The sequence below is a fragment of the Thermopolyspora sp. NPDC052614 genome, from assembly GCF_040678635.1.
Taxonomy (GTDB): Bacteria; Actinomycetota; Actinomycetes; order Streptosporangiales; family Streptosporangiaceae; genus Thermopolyspora.
Genome location: NZ_JBFATZ010000001.1, coordinates 677453 through 699835 on the forward strand (window position 1 = coordinate 677453; position 22383 = coordinate 699835).

Here is a 22383-nt window from a genome sequence, read left to right on the forward strand (position 1 = left end):
AGCTTCGACAAGGGGGCCCGCAATGACAGTCGGCACCATGCACATCCTCGACGAGGAACACCAGGCGTTGCGCCAGACCGTCGAGAAGTTCGCCCGCGAGGTGGTGGCCCCGGTCATCGGCGACTACTACGAACGCGGCGAGTTCCCCTACGACATCGTCCGCGAGATGGGCCGGATGGGCCTGTTCGGCCTGCCCTTCCCCGAGGAGTACGGCGGCATGGGCGGCGACTACTTCGCCCTGTGCCTGGCCCTGGAGGAGCTCGCCCGCGTCGACAACTCGGTGGCGATCACCCTGGAGGCCGCGGTCAGCCTCGGCGCGATGCCGATCTACCGGTTCGGCACGGCCGAGCAGAAGGCCGAGTGGCTCCCGAGGCTGACCAGCGGCGAGATGCTCGGCGCGTTCGGCCTGACCGAGGCGGGCGGCGGCTCCGACGTGCCCGGCGGCATGCGCACCACCGCCGTGCTCGACGGGGACGAATGGGTCATCAACGGCACGAAGTCGTTCATCACCAACTCCGGCACCGACATCACCGGCGTGATCGGCGTCGCGGCGATCACCGGCCGCCGGGAGGGGCCGAACGGCCCCAGGCCGGAGATCAGCACGATCCTGGTGCCGAGCGGCACCCCCGGCTTCACCGTGTCGAAGAAGTACTCCAAGGTGGGCTGGTCGGCCTCCGACACCCGCGAACTGTCCTTCAGCGACTGCCGCGTGCCCGCCGCCAACCTGCTCGGCGAGCGGGGCCGTGGCTACGCGCAGTTCCTGCAGACCCTCGACGAGGGCCGCGTCGCCATCGCCGCCGTGTCGGTCGGCCTCGCCCAGGGCTGCGTCGACGAGTCGCTCACGTACGCCGCCCAGCGCCGCGCCTTCGGCAACGCCATCGGCGCGTACCAGGCCATCCAGTTCAAGATCGCCGACATGGAGACCCGCGCCCACACCGCCCGTCTCGCCTACTACCACGCCGCCTCGAAGATGCTCGCCGGCGAGCCCTTCAAAAGGGAGGCGGCCATCGCCAAGCTCGTCTCCTCCAACGCCGCCATGGACAACGCCCGCGACGCCACCCAGATCTTCGGCGGCTACGGCTTCATGAACGAGTACCCGGTCGGCCGCTTCTACCGCGATGCCAAGATCCTCGAAATCGGCGAGGGCACCAGCGAGGTCCAGCGCATGGTGATCGCCCGCGAGCTCGGCCTCCCCGCCCTCTGAGCCCTCCGATCCGCTGGTCACCCTCGCAGGGCCACGCGGAACCGGCGTACCGAGGGATCGTTGACGCGGAACGCTGGCCTGCCGGACAGGGCGTTGACGAGCTCGACGGCGGCCTCACGCCCGGCGGCCTCGCGCGCCTCCACCGTCTGACCGGCCATGTGCGAGTACACCGTGATGCCCGGGACGCCGCGCAGCACGCTGTCCTGCGGCAGCGGCTCCACCTCGCACACGTCCAGCGCCGCGCCCGCGATGATCCCGTCGCGGACGGCCGTGGCCAGGGCGTTCTCATCGACGATCGCGCCGCGCGCGGTGTTGACGAGCAGCGCGGTCGGCTTCATCAGGCGCAGCGCCCGGGCGTCGATCAGGTGGCGGGTGGCGGGCGTCAGGGCGGTGTGCACGGACACGACGTCCGAGCGGGCGAGCAGCGTGTCGAGATCGACGAACTCCACCTCCGGCACGTCACGGCCCGGTTCCATCCCGGTACGGCACAGCACGGTCATCCCGAAGGCGCGCGCCAGCGGCACCACGGCGCGCGCCGCCGCGCCGAACCCGATCAGGCCGAGCGTGGAGCCCCGCAGCTCGTGCCCGTCCGTGCGGGGCCAGCGGCCTTCGGCGACGCCCACGGCCAGCTCGACCAGCCTCCGCGACGCCGCCAGGATCGCGCCCATCGTGAACTCCGCGACGGCGTTGGCGTTGATACCCGGCAGGTTGCTGACTAGGATCCCCAGCTCCGAGGCGGCGGCGACGTCGACCGAGTCGTACCCGACGCCCGACCGCACCACGGCCTTCAGGTCCGGCGCAGAGGCGAGGACGTCGGTCGTCATCGGCTCGTTGGCGATGATCGCGCCCTCGACGCCGTCGAGCAGCCGGACCAACTCGTCGCGATCGCGACGCCCGCGCAGCGGCGCGTGCACCGTTTGGTGACCATGCTCCTTCAGGTACACATCGACCGGATCACCCGGCTTGAGGTAGTCGGTGGTGATGAGGATGCGGGACATCGGGCCGAGCACTCACTTCCGGCGGGGACAAGGGCCGAGGTGAACCGTAACGGGAGGACCCCGGCCGGATAACCCCTGCCGGCGAAAGCTCACCTTTCTCGATTCGGGTCCCGATTCGCGTCCCGATTTGGGCCCCGATCACGCTCGGCCCAGCCGCTCGGGCAGCCGTTCGCTCAGGAAGTCCAACACCGCCGTCACCCGCGCGGGCACATGCTCGGTGTCGGCGTGCAGCGCGTACACGTCCGCCGCTGGCGTGGGAACATCCGCCAGCACCTGGACGAGCCGCCCATCCTTGAGCATCGGACCCACATGCCACGTGGAGCGCATGATGAGCCCGCGGCCCTCAAGCGCCCACCCGGTCACGATGTCGCCGTCGTTGCTGGACAAGGTGCCGCCTACGCGTACGCGGAACTCGTCCGGGCCCTCGCCGAAGCGCCACAGCGCGTAGTCGCCGTAGTTCTCGCGCAGCAGAATGCAGTTGTGCTCGGCGAGTTCGTCCACCGTCCGCGGCGCACCGTGCCGCCGCACGTATTCGGGGGACGCGCACACCACGCGCCGGTTCTCCGCGAGCCGCCGGATCCGCAGCGTCGAGTCGTGGATCGGGCCCACGCGAATCGCCACGTCGAACTCCCGCCGATGCGGGCTGACGGGAAGGGGCGTCGTGGTCAGCTGTACGTCGAGATCCGGATGACGCGCCCCGAACTCGCCCAGCAGCGGGCCGATGTGCGCCCGCCCGATCCCGAGGGTCGATTCCACGACCAGCGACCCCCGCAGCGCCTCGGACCCGCCGGAGACCTGCTCCTCCAGCCGCTGCACGTCGGCGAGGATCGGGTCGATGCCCTTAGCGAGCACCGCCCCCTCGGACGTGAGCACCAGCCTCCGCGTCCCGCGCCGCACGAGCTGCACGCCGAGGCGCTGCTCCATCGCCGCGAGCCGCTTGCTCACCACCGGAAGGGAACACCCCAGCCCGCGCGCCGCCGCCGTCAGCGTCTCACTCGCGGCGACGACCTTGAAAAACCGCAGGTCGTCGACAGACTCCGGCACGATGACCCCTCGTGACCTCTCGCGACCTGTCTCCACTAACCTTTCCAGCCGCGAAAGCCTACCTTGCTTCACAACCCCTAGGTCTCGGGCGGTGACCTGCGTACGTTGATGCTCCCGTCAGGTCGCCGCCGGTGACCAATGAGCGAAAAAGGTACGCATCCATGTCTCGCAAATATCGCATCGCCGTCATCCCGGGCGACGGCATCGGGGTCGAGGTCGTGCCGGAGGGCCTGCGCGTCCTGCGCCGCGCGGCCGAACTCCACGGTTTCACCGTCGAGACCGAGTCGTTCGACTTCGCCAGCGCCGCGTACTACGAGGCGCACGGCGAGATGCTCCCGCCGGACTGGCGCGAAACCCTCATCACCTTCGATGCGATCTTCTTCGGCGCGGTCGGCTGGCCCGAGACCGTGCCGGATCACGTCTCGCTGTGGGGGAGCCTGCTGAGGTTCCGGCGCGAGTTCGACCAGTACGTCAACCTCCGGCCGGTGCGCCTGCTGCGCGGCATGGTCAGCCCGCTGCGGGATCGGACGCCGCAGGACATCGACTTCTACGTCGTACGCGAGAACACCGAAGGCGAGTACTCCAGCATCGGCGGACGGATCTTCGAAGGCACCGACCGGGAGACCGTCATCCAGGAGACCGTGATGACGCGCGTCGGCGTGGACCGCGTCCTGCGGTACGCCTTCGAACTCGCGCGACGACGGGAGAACAAGCACCTCACCTGGGCCACGAAGAGCAACGGAATCTCGATCACGATGCCCTACTGGGACGAACGCGCCGAGGCGATGGCCCGGCGGTACCCGGACGTCCGCGCCGACAAGTACCACATCGACATCCTCACCGCGAACTTCGTCCTCCACCCCGACCGGTTCGACGTCGTCGTGGCCAGCAATTTGTTCGGCGACATCCTCTCCGACCTCGGCCCGGCCTGCGCCGGCACGATCGGCATCGCGCCCAGCGCCAACATCAACCCCGAGCGCGCCTTCCCCAGCCTCTTCGAGCCCGTCCACGGGTCGGCCCCGGACATCGCGGGCCGCGGCATCGCGAACCCGATCGGCCAGATCTGGAGCGCCGCGATGATGCTCGACCACCTCGGGGAGCACGCCGCCGCCGAGGCCATCGTCGCGGCGATCGAGGACGTGCTGGTGAACGACCCGGCGGCGCGGACGCCGGACCTCGGCGGCGACGCCACCACCGTCCGGCTCGGCACCGCGATCGCCGGACGCCTCCGGCCCCGGCGGGCCGACCTATAGACTGCGCCGCGTAGCGATCGTCACACGATTCGGGGAGGCATATCCCCTGATCAGGGGATTCGTTATCGGCGCGGCAGTGATAGACGGTGCAGGTGGCCGATGTGGAGGGTCCCCGTACGTCCGTGGCGCACCGGTTCCGCGCGACGAAGGGAAGTGCTCGATGTGATGCGGTCGCTCGCGCGGCAGGCGCGGCTCATCGCCCTCGCCTGCCTGCTGGTCGATGTCGTGATGTTCGTCGCGGAGACGCCCGGCCTGCCCGGTCCGCTCCGAATCGGCGGAATGCTCCTCATCGTGGCCGTGGACGCGGCGCTCGCGCTGCCGCCCCGCTACTCGGGACAGGTGGCCGTGGCCCACGCCGCCACCGCCGTGGCCCTCGCCGCACTGCTCAAGGCCGCTCCCGAGGCGGATTGGGACCTGATCGGCACGGTGATCGCCGCGTACCGCACCGGCGCGTGGCTGCGGGACAGGGCGAGCGCCGCCGCCGTGGTCACGCTGGCGGTGGGGATGACGGCCGCGACGTGGGTGGCCGGGCCCGGCGACCTGCTCGCGGCCGTCACCGGAATCGTGAAGGACGCGTTCATCCCCTGGCTGGTAGGCAGATACACCTCGGCCCGCCGCGGCTACATCGCCGAGCTGCGCCACAACCGGGAGATGGAGCTGCGCGACGCCACCGCCGAGATGGAGCGCGCCGCGGACCGGATGCGCACGTCGATCGCACGCGACCTGCATGACGTCATCTCCCACCACGTGAGCGCGATCGGCGTGCACACGGGCGCGGCGCGGCTCAGGCTCGCCGCCCGGCCCGAGTGCGCCGATCCGGACATCATCGACTCGCTCACGGCCGTCGAGGCGTCCAGCCGATCGGCGATGCGCGACCTGCGCCGGGTCCTCGACGTGCTGCACCGGACCTCCCATTCGTCCGGGCAGGTCGGCCTCGGCGATCTCGACGAGCTGTTCGACGGCGTCCGGCGCTCGGGCCTCGCCATCCGGTTCCGGGTCACCGGCGTGCCGCGTCGGCTGCCCGGCTCGGTCGACATCGCGTTGTACCGGGTCGCCCAGGAGATGCTGACGAACGCACTGCGCTACGGGGACGGGACCACGGTCGACGTCGATCTGGCCTACTGCGAGACCCGGGTGGTGCTGAGCGCGCGCAACCCCATCGGACCGCGCCCGCAGCAGTCCGACCGTCCCTCCACCGGGCGTGGGCTGGCCGGCATCCGCAGCCGGGTCGCCCTGTTCGGCGGCACCGTCTCCCATGGACCCGACGGCAGCGGCAGGACCTGGGAGACCAGCGTGAGCGTATGCTTTGACGCCGCACTGCCAGGAGAAACACCGTGATATCCCGCATCCTCATCGCCGACGACCACGCCGCCTTCCGCTCCGGCCTGCGCGCCATCCTCGGCACCCAGCCGGACCTGGAGTGCGTGGGCGAGGCCGCGGACGGGCGCGCCGCGGTCGCGGAGACGCTCCGGCTGCGCCCGGACCTGGCGATCCTCGACGTCCGGATGCCCCGGCTCGACGGCCTCTCCGCGGCGTCCGAGATCAGGGCGTCGGGGCTGTCCGGCGTCCGCATCCTCATGCTCACCACGTACGACAGCGACGAATACCTGCACCGCGCCCTGACCGCGGGCGTGCAGGGCTTCGTGCTCAAGAGCCTGCCCGCCGAGGAGCTCATCGCCGCGGTCAAGGCCGCGGCCCGCGGCGACGCCTACGTCGACCCGTCCGTCGTACGGCGGCTCACGCCGCGCATCGCCGACGCGATCGCCCCGGCCGAGCCGCAGGCCCACCCGCTGCCCCCGGGGATGGACCGGCTCACCGCCCGAGAACACGAGGTGTTCCTGCTGCTCGCCGAGGGCTTCACCAACCAGGAGATCGCCGCCACCCTGTACATCGGCGACGAGACGGTCAAGACCCACGTCTCCCGGATCCTGACCAAACTGCGGCTGCGCGACCGGGTGCACGCCGTGCGTTACGCCTACCGGTACGGCATTGTCCGGGTCGCCGACGAGCTGGACGCCTAGCAACCGGCGGCACACCGGCGGCGCGGCCTCGCCCGCGCCGCCGGCCGTCCGTGCGCTCGTCGGCGCGATCCTCACGACGCGCGCCGCATGTTCCTCCGCACCTCGGCGACGTCCGGGTAGCCGTTCACGGCCATGAGCAGGTCCGCCTCGGCCAGGAACATCCGCAGCAGGTGGATCAGCCCGGGGACGCCGCCGACCGCGAGGCCGTAGACGTACGGGCGGCCGATGCCCACCATGGTGGCGCCCAGGCCGAGCGCCTTGATCACGTCGCTTCCGCTGCGTACGCCCGAGTCGAACAGCACCGGGACCCGGCCGTCGCAGGCCGCGACGACCTCCGGCAGGAGCTCCAGGGCGCTGAGGCCGCCGTTGGCCTGGCGGCCGCCGTGGTTGGAGCAGTAGATGCCGTCCACGCCGGCGTCGAGGGCGCGGCGGGCGTCGTCCGGGTGCCCGATGCCCTTGAGGATGAGCGGCAGGTCGGTCAGCGAGCGCAGCCATTCGAGGTCGGCCCAGGTCAGCGGGTTGCCGAAGATCCGTGCCCAGGTGCTCACGATCACCTGCGGGTCCTCGCTTGCGCCGGTGAGCTTGCGGAAGACCGGGTCGCTGGTGTAGTTCCGCAGCGCGTGCCCGCGCAGTTGCGGGAAGTTGCCCGACGCCAGGTCCCTCGGCCGCCAGCCGGGGATCCACGTGTCCAGGGTCACCACGATCCCGCGATAGCCGGCCCGCGCCGCGCGCTCGACCAGGCTGGCCGCGAGATCGCGATCCTTGGGGGTGTAGAGCTGGAAGAAGCTCGGGGTCTCGCCGGCGTGCGGGATGACGTCCTCCAGCGGGTCCTGCATGAGCGTGGAGAGGACCGCCGGCACCCCGGTGGCGGCCGCCGCCTGGGCGACGGCGATGTCGCCGTGCCGGTCGGGGGTGACCAGGCCGACGACGCCGACCGGCGCCATGAAGACCGGCGTGGGGAAGGTGTGCCCCCAGGCGGTCACCGACAGGTCCCGATCGACGGCGCCGACCAGCATCCGGGGCACGACCCCCCACAGGGCGAAGGCCTCGGCGTTGCGCCGCTGGGTCGCCTCGTCCCCGGCGCCCCCGGCGATGTAGGACAGCAGCGACGGGTCGAGCGCGGCGAGCGCCCGGCGCTCCAGGGTCGCGTAGTCCATCGGGTGGTCGGAGACGCGCCCGTTCAGGGCGTTGAAGTAGATCTCCAACTGGTAGTCGCCGAATGGCTGTGTCATGTCCTCCGCCTTCGCCCGGTCGTCAGGTGAGCTCGACATCGAGAAGGTAGGCGTACTGCTGCCCGGAGTGCAGGTCGCGCTCCTCGACGCCCCCCTGAGGCGTGCGCCTGGGGTAGGAGATCTTCAGGACCTTCATCTGCGGAACCGGGTAGAAGGAGATCGTCTCCGGCTCGATTCCGTAGATGGCGGCGATCGCCTCCGCGCTCAGCGCGGGGCTCTGGACGTAGCGATCGTAGTTCTCCCGGCCGTCGAACATCAGGTCGATGGTGACCCAGAACGGGCCCGCCACCTTCGACCTGACGTGCCGGCAGACGTCACGGACCTTAGGCATCGGCTGCCACCTTCGCTTTCAGATCGTCAAGCATCTCGATGCGGACCAGTTCCAGGGGGTCGTCGACGCTCACCACGTGGTTGAGGAGGAACCGGTAGACGGGCCCGCGGTCGATGTCGCCCGGCGTGAACGGCCAGCCGTAGCTGGGCAGCTCCATGCCCAGGCGCAGCGGCATGTGGAAGAAGTACGGGTTGCAGGCCTTGGCGATGTGGCTCGCCAGCTCCTGGGTCTTGGCGGTAATGACGCACATCATGCCGATTTCGAGCGGGACCGAGCCGGGCGGCGGCGTCGTCCCGCTCACCCCGTTCCAGCCGTACATGCGCAGCGAGATGTGGAAGTCGTCCCTGCTCAGGCCGGTGGCCGAGATGGCGCGCTCGGTCAGCCTCGCCAGCATCATGTCGTGGAACGCCTGCGGCTCGGCGAGCACGTCGGGGTCGGCGATCCCGATGATCATGATGGTCTGGAACAGGTCCGCGCTCGCCCCCTCCAGCTTCATCGTGTACGGCCGCGCGATCCACTTCGACCCCGTCACCCGCACCCTCGACTCGGTCACCTGGACGTACTCGCACTCGGTGACGTCGAGCTCGCCGCCCGGCTCGGTCAGCCGCCACGGGTTCTTGTTCTCGTACAGCAGGTGCCCCGCGATGCTCTCGACCGTCGCCTTGAACCGAGGATCGACCGGCTCCACCTCGAACCCGTCGGCGTCGATCTCCAGGATCACGCCGCGCTGCCCGGTGTTCGCCGTCGTCGCCTGGCCGCCGCACTCGGCGATCTTGCCGGCGTGCCAGGTCGGCCCGGCCGGCGCGCCCTTCCACAGCGCGAACGCCCCGATCACCGCCGGGTCGGAGGTCCGGCCCCCGATGACGATGTCGGCGCCCGCCTCCAGCGCCGCGAAGTACGGCTCCGGCCCCATCAGCGCGACGATGTGCACGCACTGGTCGATGGTGGCCTCATCGAGGTCGCCGAGCGGGGGGAGGCTGGAGATCCTGCCCTCGGCGAGCTTCCGCTTGATCACGTCCGGGTCCTGCTCGGAGTAGAGCACCGCGATCTTCGGCGTGTACCCCTTCTCGCGGGCGATCTCCAGGACGATGTCGCGGGTCCAGTCGACGTTCAGATCGCCCCCGGCCTGCCCGGAGGTGCCGATGAGCAGCGGGATGCCCGCCCGCTCCCGGGCCTCCATCAGGAGCCCGAGGTCCTTTGTGACCGAGCCCCGATCGTTCTTGGACATCCCGGTGGCCAGGTAGGCCGCGCCGGCGTCGGTCGATCCGGCGTCCAGGGCGATCGCGTGGGGGGCGTGCGCCAGCGCGTGGTCGATCTCCTCCGGGAAGAGCCCGACACCGAGGGAGCCCTGGGGCACGTAGATCCTGACCGGTTCCCGGTCAGGGGTTGTCGCGTTCACTTGCTGTTCCCTTTCCTACCGCCGGCGGCGGTCAGTGCTGTTGGGGGAGCGTCAGTGCTGTTGGGGAGGTACGGCGCTGCCGGTTTTGCCGACCAGGAAGTCGAGGTCGCAGCCGTCGTGGGCCTGGTTGACGGTGTCGATGTAGAGCTTCGCGTAGCCGCGCGTGGCCTTCGGCTCGGGCGCCGGCCGTTCCGCCGCGCGCCGTGCCAGCTCCTCGTCGGGGACCAGGAGTTCGAGGCGGCGCGCGGCGACGTCGAGTTCGATGAGGTCGCCGTCGCGCACGACGCCGAGCAGCCCGCCGGCCGCCGCCTCCGGCGAGACGTGCAGGACGACCGCGCCGAAGGAGGTGCCGCTCATGCGCGCGTCAGAGATCCGGACCATGTCCGTGACCCCCTGGGCGAGGAGCTTGGCCGGGATCGGGATCATGCCGAGCTCGGGCATGCCGGGGAAGCCCTTGGGCCCGCAGTTCTTCAGCACGAGGATCGAGTCGGCGTCCACGTCGAGGCCGGGGTCGTCGATGCGGGCGTTGAGATCGTCCTGGTTTTCGAACACGACGGCCTTGCCGCGGTGCTTGAGCAGGCGGGGGTCCGCCGCGGACGGCTTGATGACCGCGCCGTCCGGGCAGAGGTTCCCGCGCAGGACGGCGATCCCGGAGTGCGCCTTGAACGGCTTGTCGAGGCTGAAGATGACGTCGCGGTTGTGGCATTCCGCCCGGTCGTTGTTCTCCGCGAGGGTCCTGCCGGTCACGGTGAGCGCGTCGCCGTCGAGCAGCCCGCCCTCGCACAGCTCCCGGATGACCACCGGCAGCCCGCCGGCCTCGTGAAAGTCCTGCATCAGGTGGTCGCCGGACGGCTGGATGTTGACCAGCGTCGGAATGTCCCGGCCGATCACGTGCCAGTCCTCGATGTCCAGCGGCACCTCCACGCGCCGCGCGATCGCGGTCAGGTGGATCACGGCGTTGGTGGACCCGCCGATCGCCGCGTTGACCTTGATCGCGTTCTCGAAGGCCGTACGGGTCAGCACCTTGTCCAGCGTGAGGTCCTCGCGCACCATGTCGACGATCCGGCGTCCCGCCATCCGCGCGAGCACCCGGCGGCGCGCGTCCACCGCCGGGATCGCCGCGTTGCCGGGGAGCCCGACGCCCATCGCCTCCACCATCGCCGCCATGGTCGAGCCGGTGCCCATCACGTTGCAGACGCCGACGGTCCGGTTGAGGCAGGACTCGGCCTCCTCCACGTCGGCGACGCTCGCGCGCCCGGCCCGCAGGTCGGCCCCGAGGTTCCAGGCGTCCTTCACGCCGAAGGGCCGCCCGCGGAAGCTGCCGTTGAGCATCGGCCCCGCCGACACGCCGATCGTCGGCAGGTTCACGCTGGCCGCGCCCATCAGCAGACCGGGCGTGGTCTTGTCGCAGCCCATCATCAGCACGACGCCGTCGAGCGGATTGGCGCGCAACGTCTCCTCGACGTCCATACTGGCGAGGTTGCGCAGCAGCATCGCGGTGGGACGGGTCAGCGTCTCGCCCGTGGAGATGACGGGGAACTCCATGGGGACGCCCCCGGCCTCCAGGATGCCCTCGCGTACGTGTCGCGCCAGCTCACGAAAGTGCGAGTTGCACGAGGTGAGCTCGGACCAGGTGTTGCAGATGCCGATGATCGGGCGGCCGTCGAAGTGGTCCGTCGGCACGCCGCGGCTGCGCACCCAGCTCCTGTGGGTGAACCCCTTCGCCCCTTCGCCGCCGAACCACTGCTGTGAGCGCGACTCAGGCACGGCTCCCCCTCTGCTGCCCGTCGCGGAAGCGTTCAAGCTCGGGCAGGTAGCCGATCGAGTTCTCCTCCAGGGTCGTGCCGAAGGTGCGCGCCAGACAGGACTGCAGGACGTAGAGCCCGTAGACCAGCATCAGGTCGGTGACGCCCTCCGGGCCGAACCGGTCGAACGCGGTCCAGTGCTCGTCCGAGACGCGGTTGCGGTGGTACATGTCGTCCACGGTGCCGACGACGACCCGGTCGAAGTCCTTCAGCGACGCGCTCCGCGGGCCCTCGGCCACGCCGGCGAGGTCGTCGTCGGTCACGCCCAGCGCCAGGCACGCCTTGCGGTGCTGGGACCACAGGTACTCGCTGTCGCACAGCCAGACCGTGCGCATGGCCGCGATCTGCCACACCCGAGGGGGCAGGCACGTGTCGTCGATCGCGCGCTTGCCGAACGGCGCCATCGCCTTGAGGAACTCCGGGTAGTTGATCATGGCCTTCTGGAGCTTCGACGTGGTCGGCTTGCCGCGCCTGCCCATCCGGTTGGTCTGCTCGATCTGCCGCGGGCTGAGCAGCGCGTAGTCGGCCTCGAAGACGCGCTTGGGCACCTGGCGCGGAGCCGTACGGCCGGTGCCGGCCGTGACGCTCGGATCCCAGGGCACATCCCATCCGGTAAGCCCGTCCTCCAACCGCACGCCCATGCTGTTGACCGCGGCCGAGAGCGTGACGAAGAAGCCGTAGGTCGTCATGGCGTCCATGACCGCGTTCGACCCGAGCAGGCCGATCCGGTACCACTTCTCCTCGCTCAGATAGTGGGTCTCGTGCAGCTCGTCGATCGCCTCGACGACATGTCTCTCGATGCTGTTCAGCGCGTTCCCGTAGTCGCCGGCGGCGATCGCGCGGACGTCCGCGTCGGTGACCCCGGCCGCGACGCCCTCCTCGCGGATGTGCGCCCAGAGGTATTCGCAGCCGCACAGCCAGGCCGTGCGCAGCGACGCCAGCACGGCCATCCGCTTGGGAAGGTCGCTGGTCAACGTGACCCTGGTGCCGATCCTGCCGATCGAGCGGGCGAACTCGGGGTAGTTGAGGAAGGTCCTCATCATCGCGCAGGCGCCCTCCTCGCCGTACGGACCCATCTTGATCCGCACCGCCTCCTGCCGTTCCGACAGGCTGCCGAAGTCCACCGGGCGCACACGCGTCGGGTAGTGCATGGTCTGTTGATCTCCTGGTTCACTTGAGGGTCGCGCGCCGGACGCGCGCGTCGCGGGCCGTCCCGGCCTCACAACAGGGGCGGGACGATCGCGTCGATCAGGTGAGGGCCGGGCTCGGCCAGGGCGCGCCGGAACTGTTCCGCCAGCTCCTCGGCGGTCGTCGCCCGGGTCGCGGGTACGCCCATCCCCTCGGCGATCTTGACGAAGTCGATGTCGGGCCGGGAGAGGTCGAACAACTCGCCCGCCTTCGGGCCGCCCGCCTGCGCGCCGACGCGCTGCAGCTCCAGGCGCAGGATCGCGTAGGCGCGGTTGTTCAGCAGCACCGTGGTGACGTCGAGGTTCTCCCGGGCCTGCGTCCACAGCGCCGAGATCGTGTACAGCGCGCTGCCGTCGGACTGGAGGGTGACGACCGGCCGGTCCGGCGCGGCGACGGCGGCGCCGGTGGCGACCGGCATGCCGTAGCCGATCGCGCCGCCGGTCAGGGTCAGCACGTCGTGCCGCGGGGCGCCGGCGGTGGCCTGCGGCAGCAGCAGCCCGGAGGTGTTCGACTCGTCGGCGACGATCGCGCCCTCCGGCAGCAGCGCGCCGATCACATCGGTCCAGTTCTGCCAGGTCAGCGGCCCGGACGGCGGCTCGGGGCGGACGGCGTCCTGAAGCGTCGGCCGCGTGTGCGCCGCCACCAGGTCCGCCAGGTCCTCCAGCGCATGCGTGACGTCCTCCCCGGCGTCGGCCAGGACGTGCACCTCGGCGCCCTCGGGGACCAAGGAGCTCGGCAGGTTCGGGTAGGCGAAGAACGACACCGGCGGCTTCGCTCCGGCGACGATCAGGTGCCGGATCCCGTCGAGTTGCTGGACGGCCGACTCGACCAGGTACGCGATCCGCTCCACGGCCGGCAAACCGGCGCCGCGCTCCAGGCGTGCGGGGAACGTCTCGGCGAACAGCCTCGCCCCGGTCGCGGCGGCGATCCTGCCGGCGGCGAGCAGACCGGCCTCGCGGCAGGCGGCGCCGCCGATGAGCAGGGCGACCGGCTCGCCGCCGGTCAGCACCTTGGCGATCCGCCGGACGGCGGCCGGGTCGGCGGGCCGCGGCCCCGCGACCGGGACGGGAGCGGCGATCCTGCCTCCGTCGCCCCAGGAGACGTCGGCCGGCAGGATCAGCGTCGCGATCTTGCCGGGCGGTTCCTGGGCGGCCGCGATCGCGTCGGCGGCGTCGGCGCCGACGTCCTCGGTGCGCGCGGATCGGCGGACCCAGCCGTTGAGGCTGCCCGCGACGGCCTCGATGTCCGATTCGAGCGGGGCGTCGTACCGCTTGTGGTAGGTCGCGTGGTCGCCGATCACGTTGACGATCGGCGAGTGCGCGCGGCGGGCGTTGTGCAGGTTGGCCAGCCCGTTCCCGAGCCCCGGCCCGAGGTGCAGGAGCGTCGCGGCCGGCCTGCCCGCGATCCTGGCGTAGCCGTCGGCCGCGCCGGTGACGACGCCCTCGAACAGCCCGAGTACGGCCCGCATCTCGGGAACGGCGTCGAGCGCGGCGACGAAGTGCATCTCCGACGTGCCCGGGTTGGCGAAGCAGACGTCCACCCCGGCGCCGACGAGCGTGCGGATCAGCGACTGCGCACCATTGATCGTCATCGCTCTCACACCTCCGCGTCCGTCGAGACGCCCGGGTTGAGGACGCCCGGGTTGAGGAGGCCCGGGTTGAGGATGCCGGCGGGGTCGAAGGCCCCCTTGATCCGGCGCATCAGCGCGATCTTCGCCGGGTCCTCAAGTTCCAGGAAGTACTCCGACCTGGTCTGTCCGATGCCGTGCTCGCCGGAGATCGCGCCCCCGAGCTCCATACCCAGCGAGAAGATCTCGGTCAGCAGCGTCCTGCGTTTCCCGGGGTCCGGACAGAACAGGGCCAAATGGACGTTGCCGTCCCCGGCGTGGCCGCACCCGGCCACGGCGGCGCCGCGCGAGCGCACGAGTTCCTCGGTCCGGCGCAGGAACTCCGGCATGGCGGCGCGCGGCACCACGACGTCGATGATGTCGTCGACGCCGATCGCCTTGGCCGCCCAGAAGGACTTCTCGCGCGCCTCGACGAGCCGTTCGGCGGCGGCCCCGTCGAGCACGTACGCGTCCAGCGCGCCGAGACCGAGCAGCAGGCCGGCGAGCTCCTCGACGTCGCCGTGCAGCCGGTCGCCGTCGCGGCTCTCCAGCGCCACCATCAGGTAGGCGGCCGCGGCGTCCCGGACGGCGTCCCCGATGCCGAGGTCGAGGTTGAGATGACCGGTGATCGCGCCGAGGGTCCGGTCGTCGATGTACTCGAGGATGTGCGGGGTGAGGCCGGCGGCGATGACCTTGGTGACGGCCTTCAGCACCTCGTCCGCGGTCGTGAAGGGCGCCAGCACCGTCGCGCCGTACGGCAGTCGCGGGTAGAGCCGCACCGTGACCTCGGTGACCAGGGCGAGACCGCCCTCCGACCCGATGATCAACTGGGTCAGGTCGTACCCGGACGAGACCTTCGTGATCCTGCCGCCGGTCCGGATGATCTCGCCGGTCGGCAGCACCGCCTCAAGTCCCACGACGTTGTGCCGGGTCACCCCGTACTTGACGGCCCGCATCCCGCCCGCGTTCGTCCCGACGTTCCCGCCGACGGTCGCGCTCAGCTCGCCCGGGTACACGGTGTAGCGGAGCCCGGCCGCGGCGGTCGCTTCGTCGAGGTCGGCGAGGGTGACCCCCGGCTGCACGACCGCCACGTGGTTCTCGGTGTCCACCTCCAGCACGGCGTTCATCCGCTCGAAGGAGATCACCAGTCCGCCCGGCAGCGGCCGCGCCGCGCCCGACAGCCCCGTGGCCGAGCCCCGCGCGGTGACCGGGACGCCGTGCTCTCCCGCGGCCACGAGCAGGGCCGCGACCTCCTGCGCGGTCTTCGGCCGCGCCACGAAGGCGGGCATCCGCGGCGCGGCCGTCAGGGCCTCGTCATGCGCGTAATCCTCCGGAATCTCCTCGTCGGCGAGAAGATTCGCGCGTCCCACGATCTCCGCGAACCGCTCGGTGACGTCGCTCATCGGTGACTTCCCTCGTCTCTCCGGAGCGCCCCGGCGGGCGCTCCCGCGTTCCTCAGCCAGATCACCGGCGCCCTCGCGGGTGCATCGCCGCAGGGTTCACGCCGGCTCCTGGACGACCGGATTGGTCAGGCTTCCGATGCCCTCGATTTCGATCGTGCACTCGTCGCCCGGCCGCAACCAGACCTGCGGATCACGGAAGGCGCCGACGCCGTCGGGGGTGCCGGTGACGATGACGTCGCCCGGCGAAAGGGTCATCGCCTCGGAAAGGATGGCGATCAGCCGGGGTACGTCGAAGATCATGTCTGCGGTGTCGGCGTCCTGCAGGACCTCGCCGTTGAGGATGGTTCGGATCCGCAGCCCGCGGCAGCCCGGAGGCAGTTCGTCGCCCGTGACCAGCTCGGGCCCGAACGCGCCGGTGGCGTCGAACGCCTTGCCCATCGTCCACTGCTGCGACCTCACCTGGAAGTCCCTGACCGACCCGTCGTTGAACACCGAGTAGCCGGCGACGTGGTCGAGCGCCTCGTGCTCGGCGATGTGCCGCCCGCCCCTGCCGATGATCACGGCGAGCTCGCACTCGTAGTCGAGCAGGTCGGAGGCGTTGGGCCGGACGAGCGGGGCTCCGTGCGCGACCAGGCCGTTCGGGAACCTGGCGAACACCGCCGGATACTCCGGAACCTCGAAGCCGCCCTCCGCCGAGTGCGATCGGTAGTTCAGCCCGATGCACAGGATCTTCTCGGGCCGGGGGATCGGCGGCAGCAGGGTCACCTCCGGCAGCGCGAACTCGGGCGCGTCCCGGAGAAGCTCCGCGAGGTCCGCGAGGCCGGGCTTTTCGCCGAGGAACGACCTGAGATCACCGCCGAGCGCGGAGACCGGGAGTCCCCGGTACCCGCCCTCGGACCTGATCGCGACGCCTTCGCCGTCCGCGGACGTGTAACTGATGAAGCGCACGTTCTGCTCCTGGAATTCGACTGGTTGACGGCCCTGTGCGGGCGCTCAGGCGACGTAGACCGCGCCGGTGATCGCGGCCGCGACGATCGCCGCCAGGGTGATGCCGATGGACCACCGCAGGGCGTAACGCTGCAGCGACCCGAAGTCGGTGCGCAGCAGCGAGGCGACGAGGTAGATCGGCGCGCTCAGCGGGCTCAGCGTGTGCAGGAAGATCCCGGGCAGCACGGAGTGCGCGATCACCTCGGGCGGCAGGCCGTACGCCGCGCCCGTCTGCGCCAGGATCGGGACGACGCCGAAGTAGAAGCTGTCGTTGGACAGGATGAACAGCAGCGGCCCCGAGACCAGCGCGGTGACGAAGGCGAAGCCGCCGCCCCAGGCGTCCGGCAGATGCGCGACGAGGGCGTCGGACATCGCCTTGACCATCCCGCTGTCGTTGAGGATGCCGGAGAAGGCGCCCGCCGCGAGGATGAGCGAGATCACCATGACGACGGCGCCCATGTGCGGCTTGAGCTTCTCGTCCTGCACGCGAAGGTTGGGCCAGTTGACCGTGACGGCGATGGAGAACGCGATCATGGCCAGCGCGGGCAGGGGCAGCAGTTCGATGGCCATGCTGAGGATGAAGGCGATCGTCAGCACGAGGTTGAACCACACGTTCTTCGTGGGAATCGGCGTGCGAGGCGTACCGCCGGTCGACTCCTCTCCCTCTTCCTCGGCCCTGAGAGCGGCCTCCGCCTTGCGCGCCTCGATCTTGCTCCGTTCCCTGCGGCCCACGATGTACGCGAAGGCGAGGGCGGTCGCGAGCGTGATGACGAGCGCCGGAAGCATCGGGAGGACCACGTCGGAGACCTCGATCTTGAGCGAGACCGCCATCCGCGCGGCCGGGCCGCCCCACGGCAGCCAGTTGAGGGCCGGGCAGATGATGCCGAGCAGCATCGCGATGATCAGCGGGTTGATCCCGACCTGACGGTAGATCGGATACATCGACGTGATGACGACGAAGGCCGCAGTGGAGCCGTCGCCGTCGAGGCCGATGCCCATGATGAGGATGGCGGTGCCCACCACGATCCGGACGGGGTCCTCGCCGACGATCGCGAGGATCCTGCGAATGAGCGGCTCGAACAGGCCGCATTCGGTCATCACGAGGAAGTAGAGGAGCGCGAAGGTCAGCAGCACCGCCGTGGGGGCGGTGTCGACGACCCCGGACACCATCATGTCGCCCAGAGTCCCGCCGAACCCCCCGATCAGGCCGAACACCGCGGGGATGAGGATGAGGCCGGCGACGGCCGATATTTTCCTGGTCATCACCAACACGGTGAAAAGGCCAATGGACCCAAAGCCCAAAGCAGCCAGCATGGTGCGCTTCCTCTCAGCTTCGACGGAGCCGCACGTTTCGCGACCTGTCGACCGGTGCTCAAGGGGGTTCCGGGCGTGGTTCCATGAGCACGCTTGCGGACGAGTTCCCTGCCGGCGAGTTCCGCCCGGGCTCCGCGGGCCCCGGATGTCGCCGAACCGAGGTCCGGCCTCGGCGGGTTTCGTCTGGTGTCACGCTAGGACTCCGGCCGAGTGGCGCTCATCACACCGGCCGGGGAGGCCGATCCCCTGATCGGGGGATTCACGGCCGGGCGCGGCGATGCTAGGCGAGGTGACCCACGTTCCACGGGGGAGCGGGGGACGGCGGACGGCGGGCGTGCGCGACGAGCCGCGGGCGGGATCGTTCCAGCCGGTACGGCGCGACGGCCATCGGCAGGACCGGGCCATCAAATCGGGCCATCAAATCGGGCCATCAAATCGGGCCATCGAATCGGGCCATCGGATCGCCATCGAGTACGGCGCGGCCTCTGCGGGGATCCGCGCGCGGGTGTACGACGTCCGCGTACTTTCACGCGCGTTCTTTCCGCACGGCACGAGACCGCCGGGCGAGGGGACCCGGCGGGCCGTGGCGGCGAGGGGCGCCGGTCAGGAGGTGAGCTGGGCGTCGAGGCGGTAGCCGTTGACGGTGACGTACACCGAGTCGCCGGGGCGGGCGTTGAGCCGCATGAGGACGGGCTGGAGGGAGTCGAAGACGGGCTGGCGGTCACGCCAGACGAGGACCACGGCGTTGTCGCCGGGGCCGGTGACCGACAGCAGGGTGCCGGGACGCATGCCGAGCTGCGCGGCGTAGTTCTCGGGGACGGCGACGGGGCCGCCGCGCAGATGCTCCATGGTGACGTCGATGCGCTGCCAGCGGCGCGGGTCGGCGGCCGGGCCCGGCACCGGGGGCGGGGTCTGGGCCTGCTGCGCCGGGCGCGGCCGGGGGGCGGGGGACCCGGACAGCGCCGAGAGCGCGGCCAGCGCGGTCTGCGCGTCGACGTTGTTGCCCACGTACGGGACGGGCCGTCCACCCCGCTGGCCGTTCACCCCGGGAGTACGGCGCGGCAGGGCGGGCAGTCCGCCGCTGGTGGTGACGCCGGGAGGGCCCTGGGCCTCGTGCGCGCCGTGGCCGAAGGGTCGGCCGGGCTCCTTGGGCAGGGCCTCCAGCCACGCCTTCGCCGAGTGGGACCGGATGCCGATCTGGGACAGCAGTTCCACCACGTCCGTCTCGCTCGGGTTGGCCGCGAGCAGCCGCCGGGTCTTCTCCTGCAGGCCGGTGAGGTCGCCGACGACGAGCCAGCCGTCCTGGAGCCGCCGGTCGGGCATGAGCGCGACCAGCACGCGCCACAGCGGCGTGCCGAGCGAGGGGACCAGCACCGGGTGGGAGGGATCGACGCTGATGAGCTGCTCCTGGGTGGCCGCCGCGCCGAGCCACTCGGTCAGGCCGAACAGGTGGCCGGTGAGCGGCGCGGAGTCGGGGGAGCGCATCCACATGAGTACCCGCTCCTCGGCGCTGCGCTGCGCCTGGGAGAGCACCTCGCGGTCCACCTCCAGCTGGTAGGCGAGGGCGCGCAGGCTGATCGGCTCGGCGGCGAACAGGCGCTCGGCCGCGATCGCCTTCTCCAGCGGCGTCCAGTCGCGCAGCAGCGTCTCCACCATGCCGACCATCGGGTACTCGGCGACGATGGCCGCCGGGTTCGGCGGCGGGGCGACGACCGGTTCCGCGCCGGGCACGGGCGCGGCGAGCGCGGGCACCGGGTGCGCGGACGCCGAGCGCCCGGGCGCGGCCTGCGCGGGCACCGAGGGAGGCATCGGCTGAGGGGAGGACTGGGGGGCTTGGGAGGTCGACGACGGCAGGGCCTGGCCGGGCGCGGCGGGCGCGAGCGCGGCCGACGCCTGGCCCTCCACCGGCAGGCGCCCGAAGAACTCCCGGAACGCGGCGGTCACGACGGCCTCGGGCGACGTCTGCCCGGCCGGCGACTGCAGGTCGGACGGGGTCAGGCGGCGCAGCCGGAACCATCCGCCGACGCCGCTGGCGGCCGAGCGGGCCGAGTCGGGCCAGCCCGGCAGGGCCGGGTCGGGGGTGTGCGTCTGCAGCGCCGGGAGCAGCTCCACGAGCGAGAGGTGCCCCCACCGGGCCACGGCGAGCCGGGCGAGCCGATCGCAGATCCAGTCGGCCCCGGTGACGGCGAGCGCACGGCCGATCGTGACCGAGCCCCACCAGCTTCCCGGCAGACGGGGGTCGGCCAGTATCTCGGCGACCTGCTGGGGCCGGGTCCAGCGGATAGCCGGAACCAGATCACTTAAGCAGGTCGATGACTGGGCGTCCATCGGCTGACCGCAACCTCCCCAGTGATGCATGTTGCTCGTGGTGCAGCTTACGCCGCAAGGTACCAATCTGTGTCAAGTGGGCGAAACTACTACGTTCCGAACACGGCGTGCGGGCGACCGCCCACCTGCCCGACGGCCTGCGCGCCCGCGCGGCAGCCGAACGCGACCGAATCCGCCGCGCTCCTGCCCGCGAGCAGTGCGGTGAGGAACCCGGCCGCGAAGGCGTCGCCGGCCCCGGTCGAGTCGATCACCTCCGTCTTCTCGGCCGGAACCCGGGCCACCACCCGCCCACCCTGGGCGAGCAGCGCGCCGCGCGACCCAAGCTTCACTATCGCAGTACGGTACCGCCCGCTCAGCCGTGTGGCTGCCGATTCCGGATCTCCCCCCGGGCCCAGGCCGCTGAGCAGCAGCGCTTCGTCAAGATTGGGGATCAAGAAGTCCGCCCCCGCGGTCTCGGCGAGGAACCGCTCGGCCCCGAACGCGCGCAGGAACCCGGCCGAGGCCGGGTCCACGCTCACCGTGACCCCGCGCCGGGCCGCCGCCGCCAGCGCCAGCCTGGCCAGCTCGAGACCGGGCGGTGCGAACAGGATGTAACCGGACACATGCAAATGGCGCACGCCGTCCAGGAGCCCGTCCTCCCAGTCGGCCGCGCAGATCCGGCCGCTCGCCCCCCGATTGGTGAGCATGGAACGTTCGCCGGTCACGTCCACCATCGCGATGACCACCGCCGTCGGATGGTCCGGGTCGATCCGGACGTGCGGGCGCACCCCCGCCCGCCGCAGCTCCGCCGTGTGCCACTCGCCGATGTCGCGGCCCACCCGCGTGAGCAGGCGCGTGTCGGTCCCCAGGTGGGCCGCCCAGGACGCCGTGTTCGCCCCCGAGCCGCCAGGGCGCAGCACGATGTCGGCGGCGGTGTCGGTGCCTATCCCGGTGCCGATCCCGGTGCCGATGCCAGTGCCGATCCCGGCGACGGCGGTTCCACAGCCGCTTTGGCCTGTTCCGTCCGGGGGGCCGTCGGCGGTTCCGCGGCGGCGTCCATCCTCAAGGGCCCCGCGGACTTCGACGGTCTCGTGGCCGGGGCGGGAACCGCCGTCGTAACCCACGCCGGGGGCATCCCCGGTCCCGGGCCCGTGTCCACCGGCCGGACCGTCGGCGACGGCCGCTTCGCCGGGCCGGCCCGCTGGGGGCGCGCAGCCGTACAGGCGGGGGACGCGCATGGCCACGACGTCGGTGACCACGTCGCCGATGACCAGCAGGCTCACCCGGCGCTCCGGCACTTGGCGATCTCGGCGGCGAGGGCGACGTTGCCGCGTACCGCCGCGAGGTTCGCCTCCAGGGACGCGCCGCCGGTGCCGCGCACGAGGTAGTCGAGGAGGAAGGGGGTGATCGCCTGGCCGGTGACGCCGGCGGCGTCGGCGGCGGCGAGGGCCTCGGCGAGGACGCGGTCGTGCAGGGCGGGGTCGAGCTGGGCCTCCACCGGCACGGGGTTGGCGATGACGACCGCGCCGTCGGGCACGCCGAGCAGCTCGCGGGAGCGCATGATCGCCGCAGCCTCGGCGGGGGTGTCCACGCGCCAGTCCACCGGCTGCCCGGAGGTGTGCAGGTAGAAGCCGGGGAACTCGTCGGTGCGGTAGCCCGCGACGGTGATGCCCCGGGTCTCCATCCGCTGCAGCGTCGCGGGCACGTCCAGGATCGACTTCACCCCCGCGCAGACCACGATGATCGCGGTACGGCTGAGCGCGTCGATGTCGGCGGACTCGTCCTGTGTGACGTTCCATTCGCGGTGCACGCCGCCGAGGCCGCCGGTGGCGAACACCCCGATCCCGGCACGTGCGGCGAGGAAGGACGTGGCCGACACGGTGGTGGCGCCGCTCGCCTTCAGCGCGGCGGCCGGGGCGAGATCGCGCAGGCCGAGCTTGCGCAGGCCCGGCTCGGTGGCGACGCGTTCCACGTCGGGCCCGTCGAGGCCGACGCGGGGCACGCCGTCGAGCACGGCGATCGTCGCGGGCACCGCTCCGGCCCGCCGTACGATGCCCTCCAGTTCGAGCGCGACCTCGAGGTTGCGCGGCTGCGGCAGGCCGTGCGAGATGATCGTGGATTCGAGCGCGACGACCGGGCCGCCGCCCGCCAGCGCCTCGGCGACCTCATCGGTCAGGCGGATGATCCCCCCGTTGTCTACAAGCTCGCGCATGCCCTGACTCGTCCCCCAATAAGCATGGAAATAGGTCATTCAGGACATGAACGGTATGTGGTGCTCGCCCGTGACGTCC

19 protein-coding genes are annotated in these 22383 nt (G+C 71.3%); 4 read left to right on the top strand and 15 right to left on the bottom strand.

The genetic code is table 11. The features are described 5' to 3' along the window. Positions 1-22: 22 nt before the first annotated feature. Complete coding sequence (locus AB0K60_RS02840) at positions 23-1204, top strand: acyl-CoA dehydrogenase family protein (protein ID WP_364047842.1); 1182 nt, start codon at positions 23-25, stop codon at positions 1202-1204. Between the two features lie 17 nt (positions 1205-1221). Here the strand turns inward: AB0K60_RS02840 and AB0K60_RS02845 are convergent, their stop codons facing one another. Together AB0K60_RS02845 and AB0K60_RS02850 are read right to left on the bottom strand one after the other, a co-directional pair. Further along, on the bottom strand, positions 1222-2202 hold the full coding sequence (locus tag AB0K60_RS02845; RefSeq protein WP_364047844.1) for a phosphoglycerate dehydrogenase: 981 nt from the start codon (positions 2200-2202) through the stop codon (positions 1222-1224). Positions 2203-2340: 138 nt separating this feature from the next. Then, positions 2341-3246: a LysR family transcriptional regulator gene (locus tag AB0K60_RS02850; RefSeq protein ID WP_364047846.1), complete on the bottom strand. Its 906-nt coding sequence runs from the start codon at positions 3244-3246 to the stop codon at positions 2341-2343. Between the two features lie 161 nt (positions 3247-3407). Here AB0K60_RS02850 and AB0K60_RS02855 point away from each other — a divergent pair, with 161 nt between their 5' ends. The 3 genes from AB0K60_RS02855 (at position 3408) to AB0K60_RS02865 (ending at position 6520) form a co-directional block, all read left to right on the top strand. Continuing rightward, positions 3408-4499 (top strand): tartrate dehydrogenase, encoded by a 1092-nt coding sequence (locus tag AB0K60_RS02855; RefSeq protein ID WP_364047848.1) that lies wholly within the window; start codon positions 3408-3410, stop codon positions 4497-4499. A gap of 165 nt (positions 4500-4664) precedes the next feature. Continuing rightward, a complete protein-coding gene (locus AB0K60_RS02860; RefSeq protein WP_364047850.1) occupies positions 4665-5837 on the top strand; it encodes a histidine kinase in 1173 nt (390 codons plus the stop codon). Further along, positions 5834-6520, top strand: a complete 687-nt coding sequence (locus AB0K60_RS02865) for a response regulator transcription factor (RefSeq protein WP_364047852.1) — start codon at positions 5834-5836, stop codon at positions 6518-6520. The genes AB0K60_RS02860 and AB0K60_RS02865 overlap by 4 nt, the downstream gene beginning before the upstream one ends. 71 nt (positions 6521-6591) lie before the next feature. Here the strand turns inward: AB0K60_RS02865 and AB0K60_RS02870 are convergent, their stop codons facing one another. The 13 genes from AB0K60_RS02870 to AB0K60_RS02930 all read right to left on the bottom strand — a co-directional run bounded on the left by AB0K60_RS02870 (position 6592) and on the right by AB0K60_RS02930 (position 22304). Next, positions 6592-7752 (bottom strand): alpha-hydroxy-acid oxidizing protein, encoded by a 1161-nt coding sequence (locus AB0K60_RS02870; RefSeq protein WP_364047854.1) that lies wholly within the window; start codon positions 7750-7752, stop codon positions 6592-6594. 22 nt (positions 7753-7774) lie between these two features. Further along, positions 7775-8083, bottom strand: a complete 309-nt coding sequence (locus AB0K60_RS02875; RefSeq protein ID WP_364047856.1) for a DUF4387 domain-containing protein — start codon at positions 8081-8083, stop codon at positions 7775-7777. Beyond that, a complete protein-coding gene (locus AB0K60_RS02880; protein ID WP_364047858.1) occupies positions 8076-9482 on the bottom strand; it encodes an acyclic terpene utilization AtuA family protein in 1407 nt (468 codons plus the stop codon). Before AB0K60_RS02880 ends, AB0K60_RS02875 begins: the two co-directional genes overlap by 8 nt. Positions 9483-9533: 51 nt before the next feature. Next, positions 9534-11249, bottom strand: coding sequence for an IlvD/Edd family dehydratase (locus AB0K60_RS02885; RefSeq protein WP_364047860.1), 1716 nt, complete (start codon positions 11247-11249; stop codon positions 9534-9536). Next, positions 11242-12438 carry a carboxymuconolactone decarboxylase family protein gene (locus tag AB0K60_RS02890; RefSeq protein WP_364047862.1) on the bottom strand — a complete coding sequence of 399 codons (1197 nt, stop codon included), beginning with the start codon at positions 12436-12438 and terminating at the stop codon, positions 11242-11244. Before AB0K60_RS02890 ends, AB0K60_RS02885 begins: the two co-directional genes overlap by 8 nt. 68 nt (positions 12439-12506) lie before the next feature. Further along, positions 12507-14066 carry an acetolactate synthase large subunit gene (locus tag AB0K60_RS02895; protein ID WP_364047864.1) on the bottom strand — a complete coding sequence of 520 codons (1560 nt, stop codon included), beginning with the start codon at positions 14064-14066 and terminating at the stop codon, positions 12507-12509. A gap of 5 nt (positions 14067-14071) precedes the next feature. Continuing rightward, positions 14072-15484: an FAD-linked oxidase C-terminal domain-containing protein gene (locus AB0K60_RS02900; RefSeq protein WP_364047866.1), complete on the bottom strand. Its 1413-nt coding sequence runs from the start codon at positions 15482-15484 to the stop codon at positions 14072-14074. 96 nt (positions 15485-15580) lie between these two features. Then, entirely contained in the window at positions 15581-16432 is an 852-nt protein-coding gene (locus AB0K60_RS02905) for a fumarylacetoacetate hydrolase family protein (RefSeq protein WP_364047868.1), read from the bottom strand. Positions 16433-16477: 45 nt separating this feature from the next. Further along, a complete protein-coding gene (locus AB0K60_RS02910) occupies positions 16478-17785 on the bottom strand; it encodes a citrate:proton symporter (protein WP_364047870.1) in 1308 nt (435 codons plus the stop codon). Between the two features lie 280 nt (positions 17786-18065). Beyond that, entirely contained in the window at positions 18066-18203 is a 138-nt protein-coding gene (locus AB0K60_RS02915; RefSeq protein WP_364047872.1) for a hypothetical protein, read from the bottom strand. Positions 18204-18388: 185 nt separating this feature from the next. Then, positions 18389-20113 (bottom strand): hypothetical protein, encoded by a 1725-nt coding sequence (locus tag AB0K60_RS02920; protein ID WP_364047874.1) that lies wholly within the window; start codon positions 20111-20113, stop codon positions 18389-18391. Positions 20114-20202: 89 nt separating this feature from the next. Continuing rightward, complete coding sequence (locus AB0K60_RS02925; RefSeq protein ID WP_364047876.1) at positions 20203-21375, bottom strand: sugar kinase; 1173 nt, start codon at positions 21373-21375, stop codon at positions 20203-20205. Next, complete coding sequence (locus AB0K60_RS02930; protein WP_364047878.1) at positions 21372-22304, bottom strand: pseudouridine-5'-phosphate glycosidase; 933 nt, start codon at positions 22302-22304, stop codon at positions 21372-21374. Before AB0K60_RS02930 ends, AB0K60_RS02925 begins: the two co-directional genes overlap by 4 nt. Between the last annotated feature and the right edge of the window lie 79 nt (positions 22305-22383).

Bases quoted from the DNA above. Each gene is read 5' to 3' on its own strand.
- AB0K60_RS02900 (WP_364047866.1), bottom strand. From the start codon at position 15,484: ATGAGCGACGTCACCGAGCGGTTCGCGGAGATCGTGGGACGCGCGAAT.
- AB0K60_RS02870 (WP_364047854.1), bottom strand. From the start codon at position 7,752: ATGACACAGCCATTCGGCGACTACCAGTTGGAGATCTACTTCAACGCC.
- AB0K60_RS02875 (WP_364047856.1), bottom strand. From the start codon at position 8,083: ATGCCTAAGGTCCGTGACGTCTGCCGGCACGTCAGGTCGAAGGTGGCG.
- AB0K60_RS02910 (WP_364047870.1), bottom strand. From the start codon at position 17,785: ATGCTGGCTGCTTTGGGCTTTGGGTCCATTGGCCTTTTCACCGTGTTG.
- AB0K60_RS02920 (WP_364047874.1), bottom strand. From the start codon at position 20,113: ATGGACGCCCAGTCATCGACCTGCTTAAGTGATCTGGTTCCGGCTATC.
- AB0K60_RS02860 (WP_364047850.1), top strand. From the start codon at position 4,665: ATGCGGTCGCTCGCGCGGCAGGCGCGGCTCATCGCCCTCGCCTGCCTG.
- AB0K60_RS02855 (WP_364047848.1), top strand. From the start codon at position 3,408: ATGTCTCGCAAATATCGCATCGCCGTCATCCCGGGCGACGGCATCGGG.
- AB0K60_RS02840 (WP_364047842.1), top strand. From the start codon at position 23: ATGACAGTCGGCACCATGCACATCCTCGACGAGGAACACCAGGCGTTG.
- AB0K60_RS02915 (WP_364047872.1), bottom strand. From the start codon at position 18,203: ATGGCCCGATTTGATGGCCCGGTCCTGCCGATGGCCGTCGCGCCGTAC.
- AB0K60_RS02895 (WP_364047864.1), bottom strand. From the start codon at position 14,066: ATGACGATCAATGGTGCGCAGTCGCTGATCCGCACGCTCGTCGGCGCC.
- AB0K60_RS02845 (WP_364047844.1), bottom strand. From the start codon at position 2,202: ATGTCCCGCATCCTCATCACCACCGACTACCTCAAGCCGGGTGATCCG.
- AB0K60_RS02890 (WP_364047862.1), bottom strand. From the start codon at position 12,438: ATGCACTACCCGACGCGTGTGCGCCCGGTGGACTTCGGCAGCCTGTCG.
- AB0K60_RS02930 (WP_364047878.1), bottom strand. From the start codon at position 22,304: ATGCGCGAGCTTGTAGACAACGGGGGGATCATCCGCCTGACCGATGAG.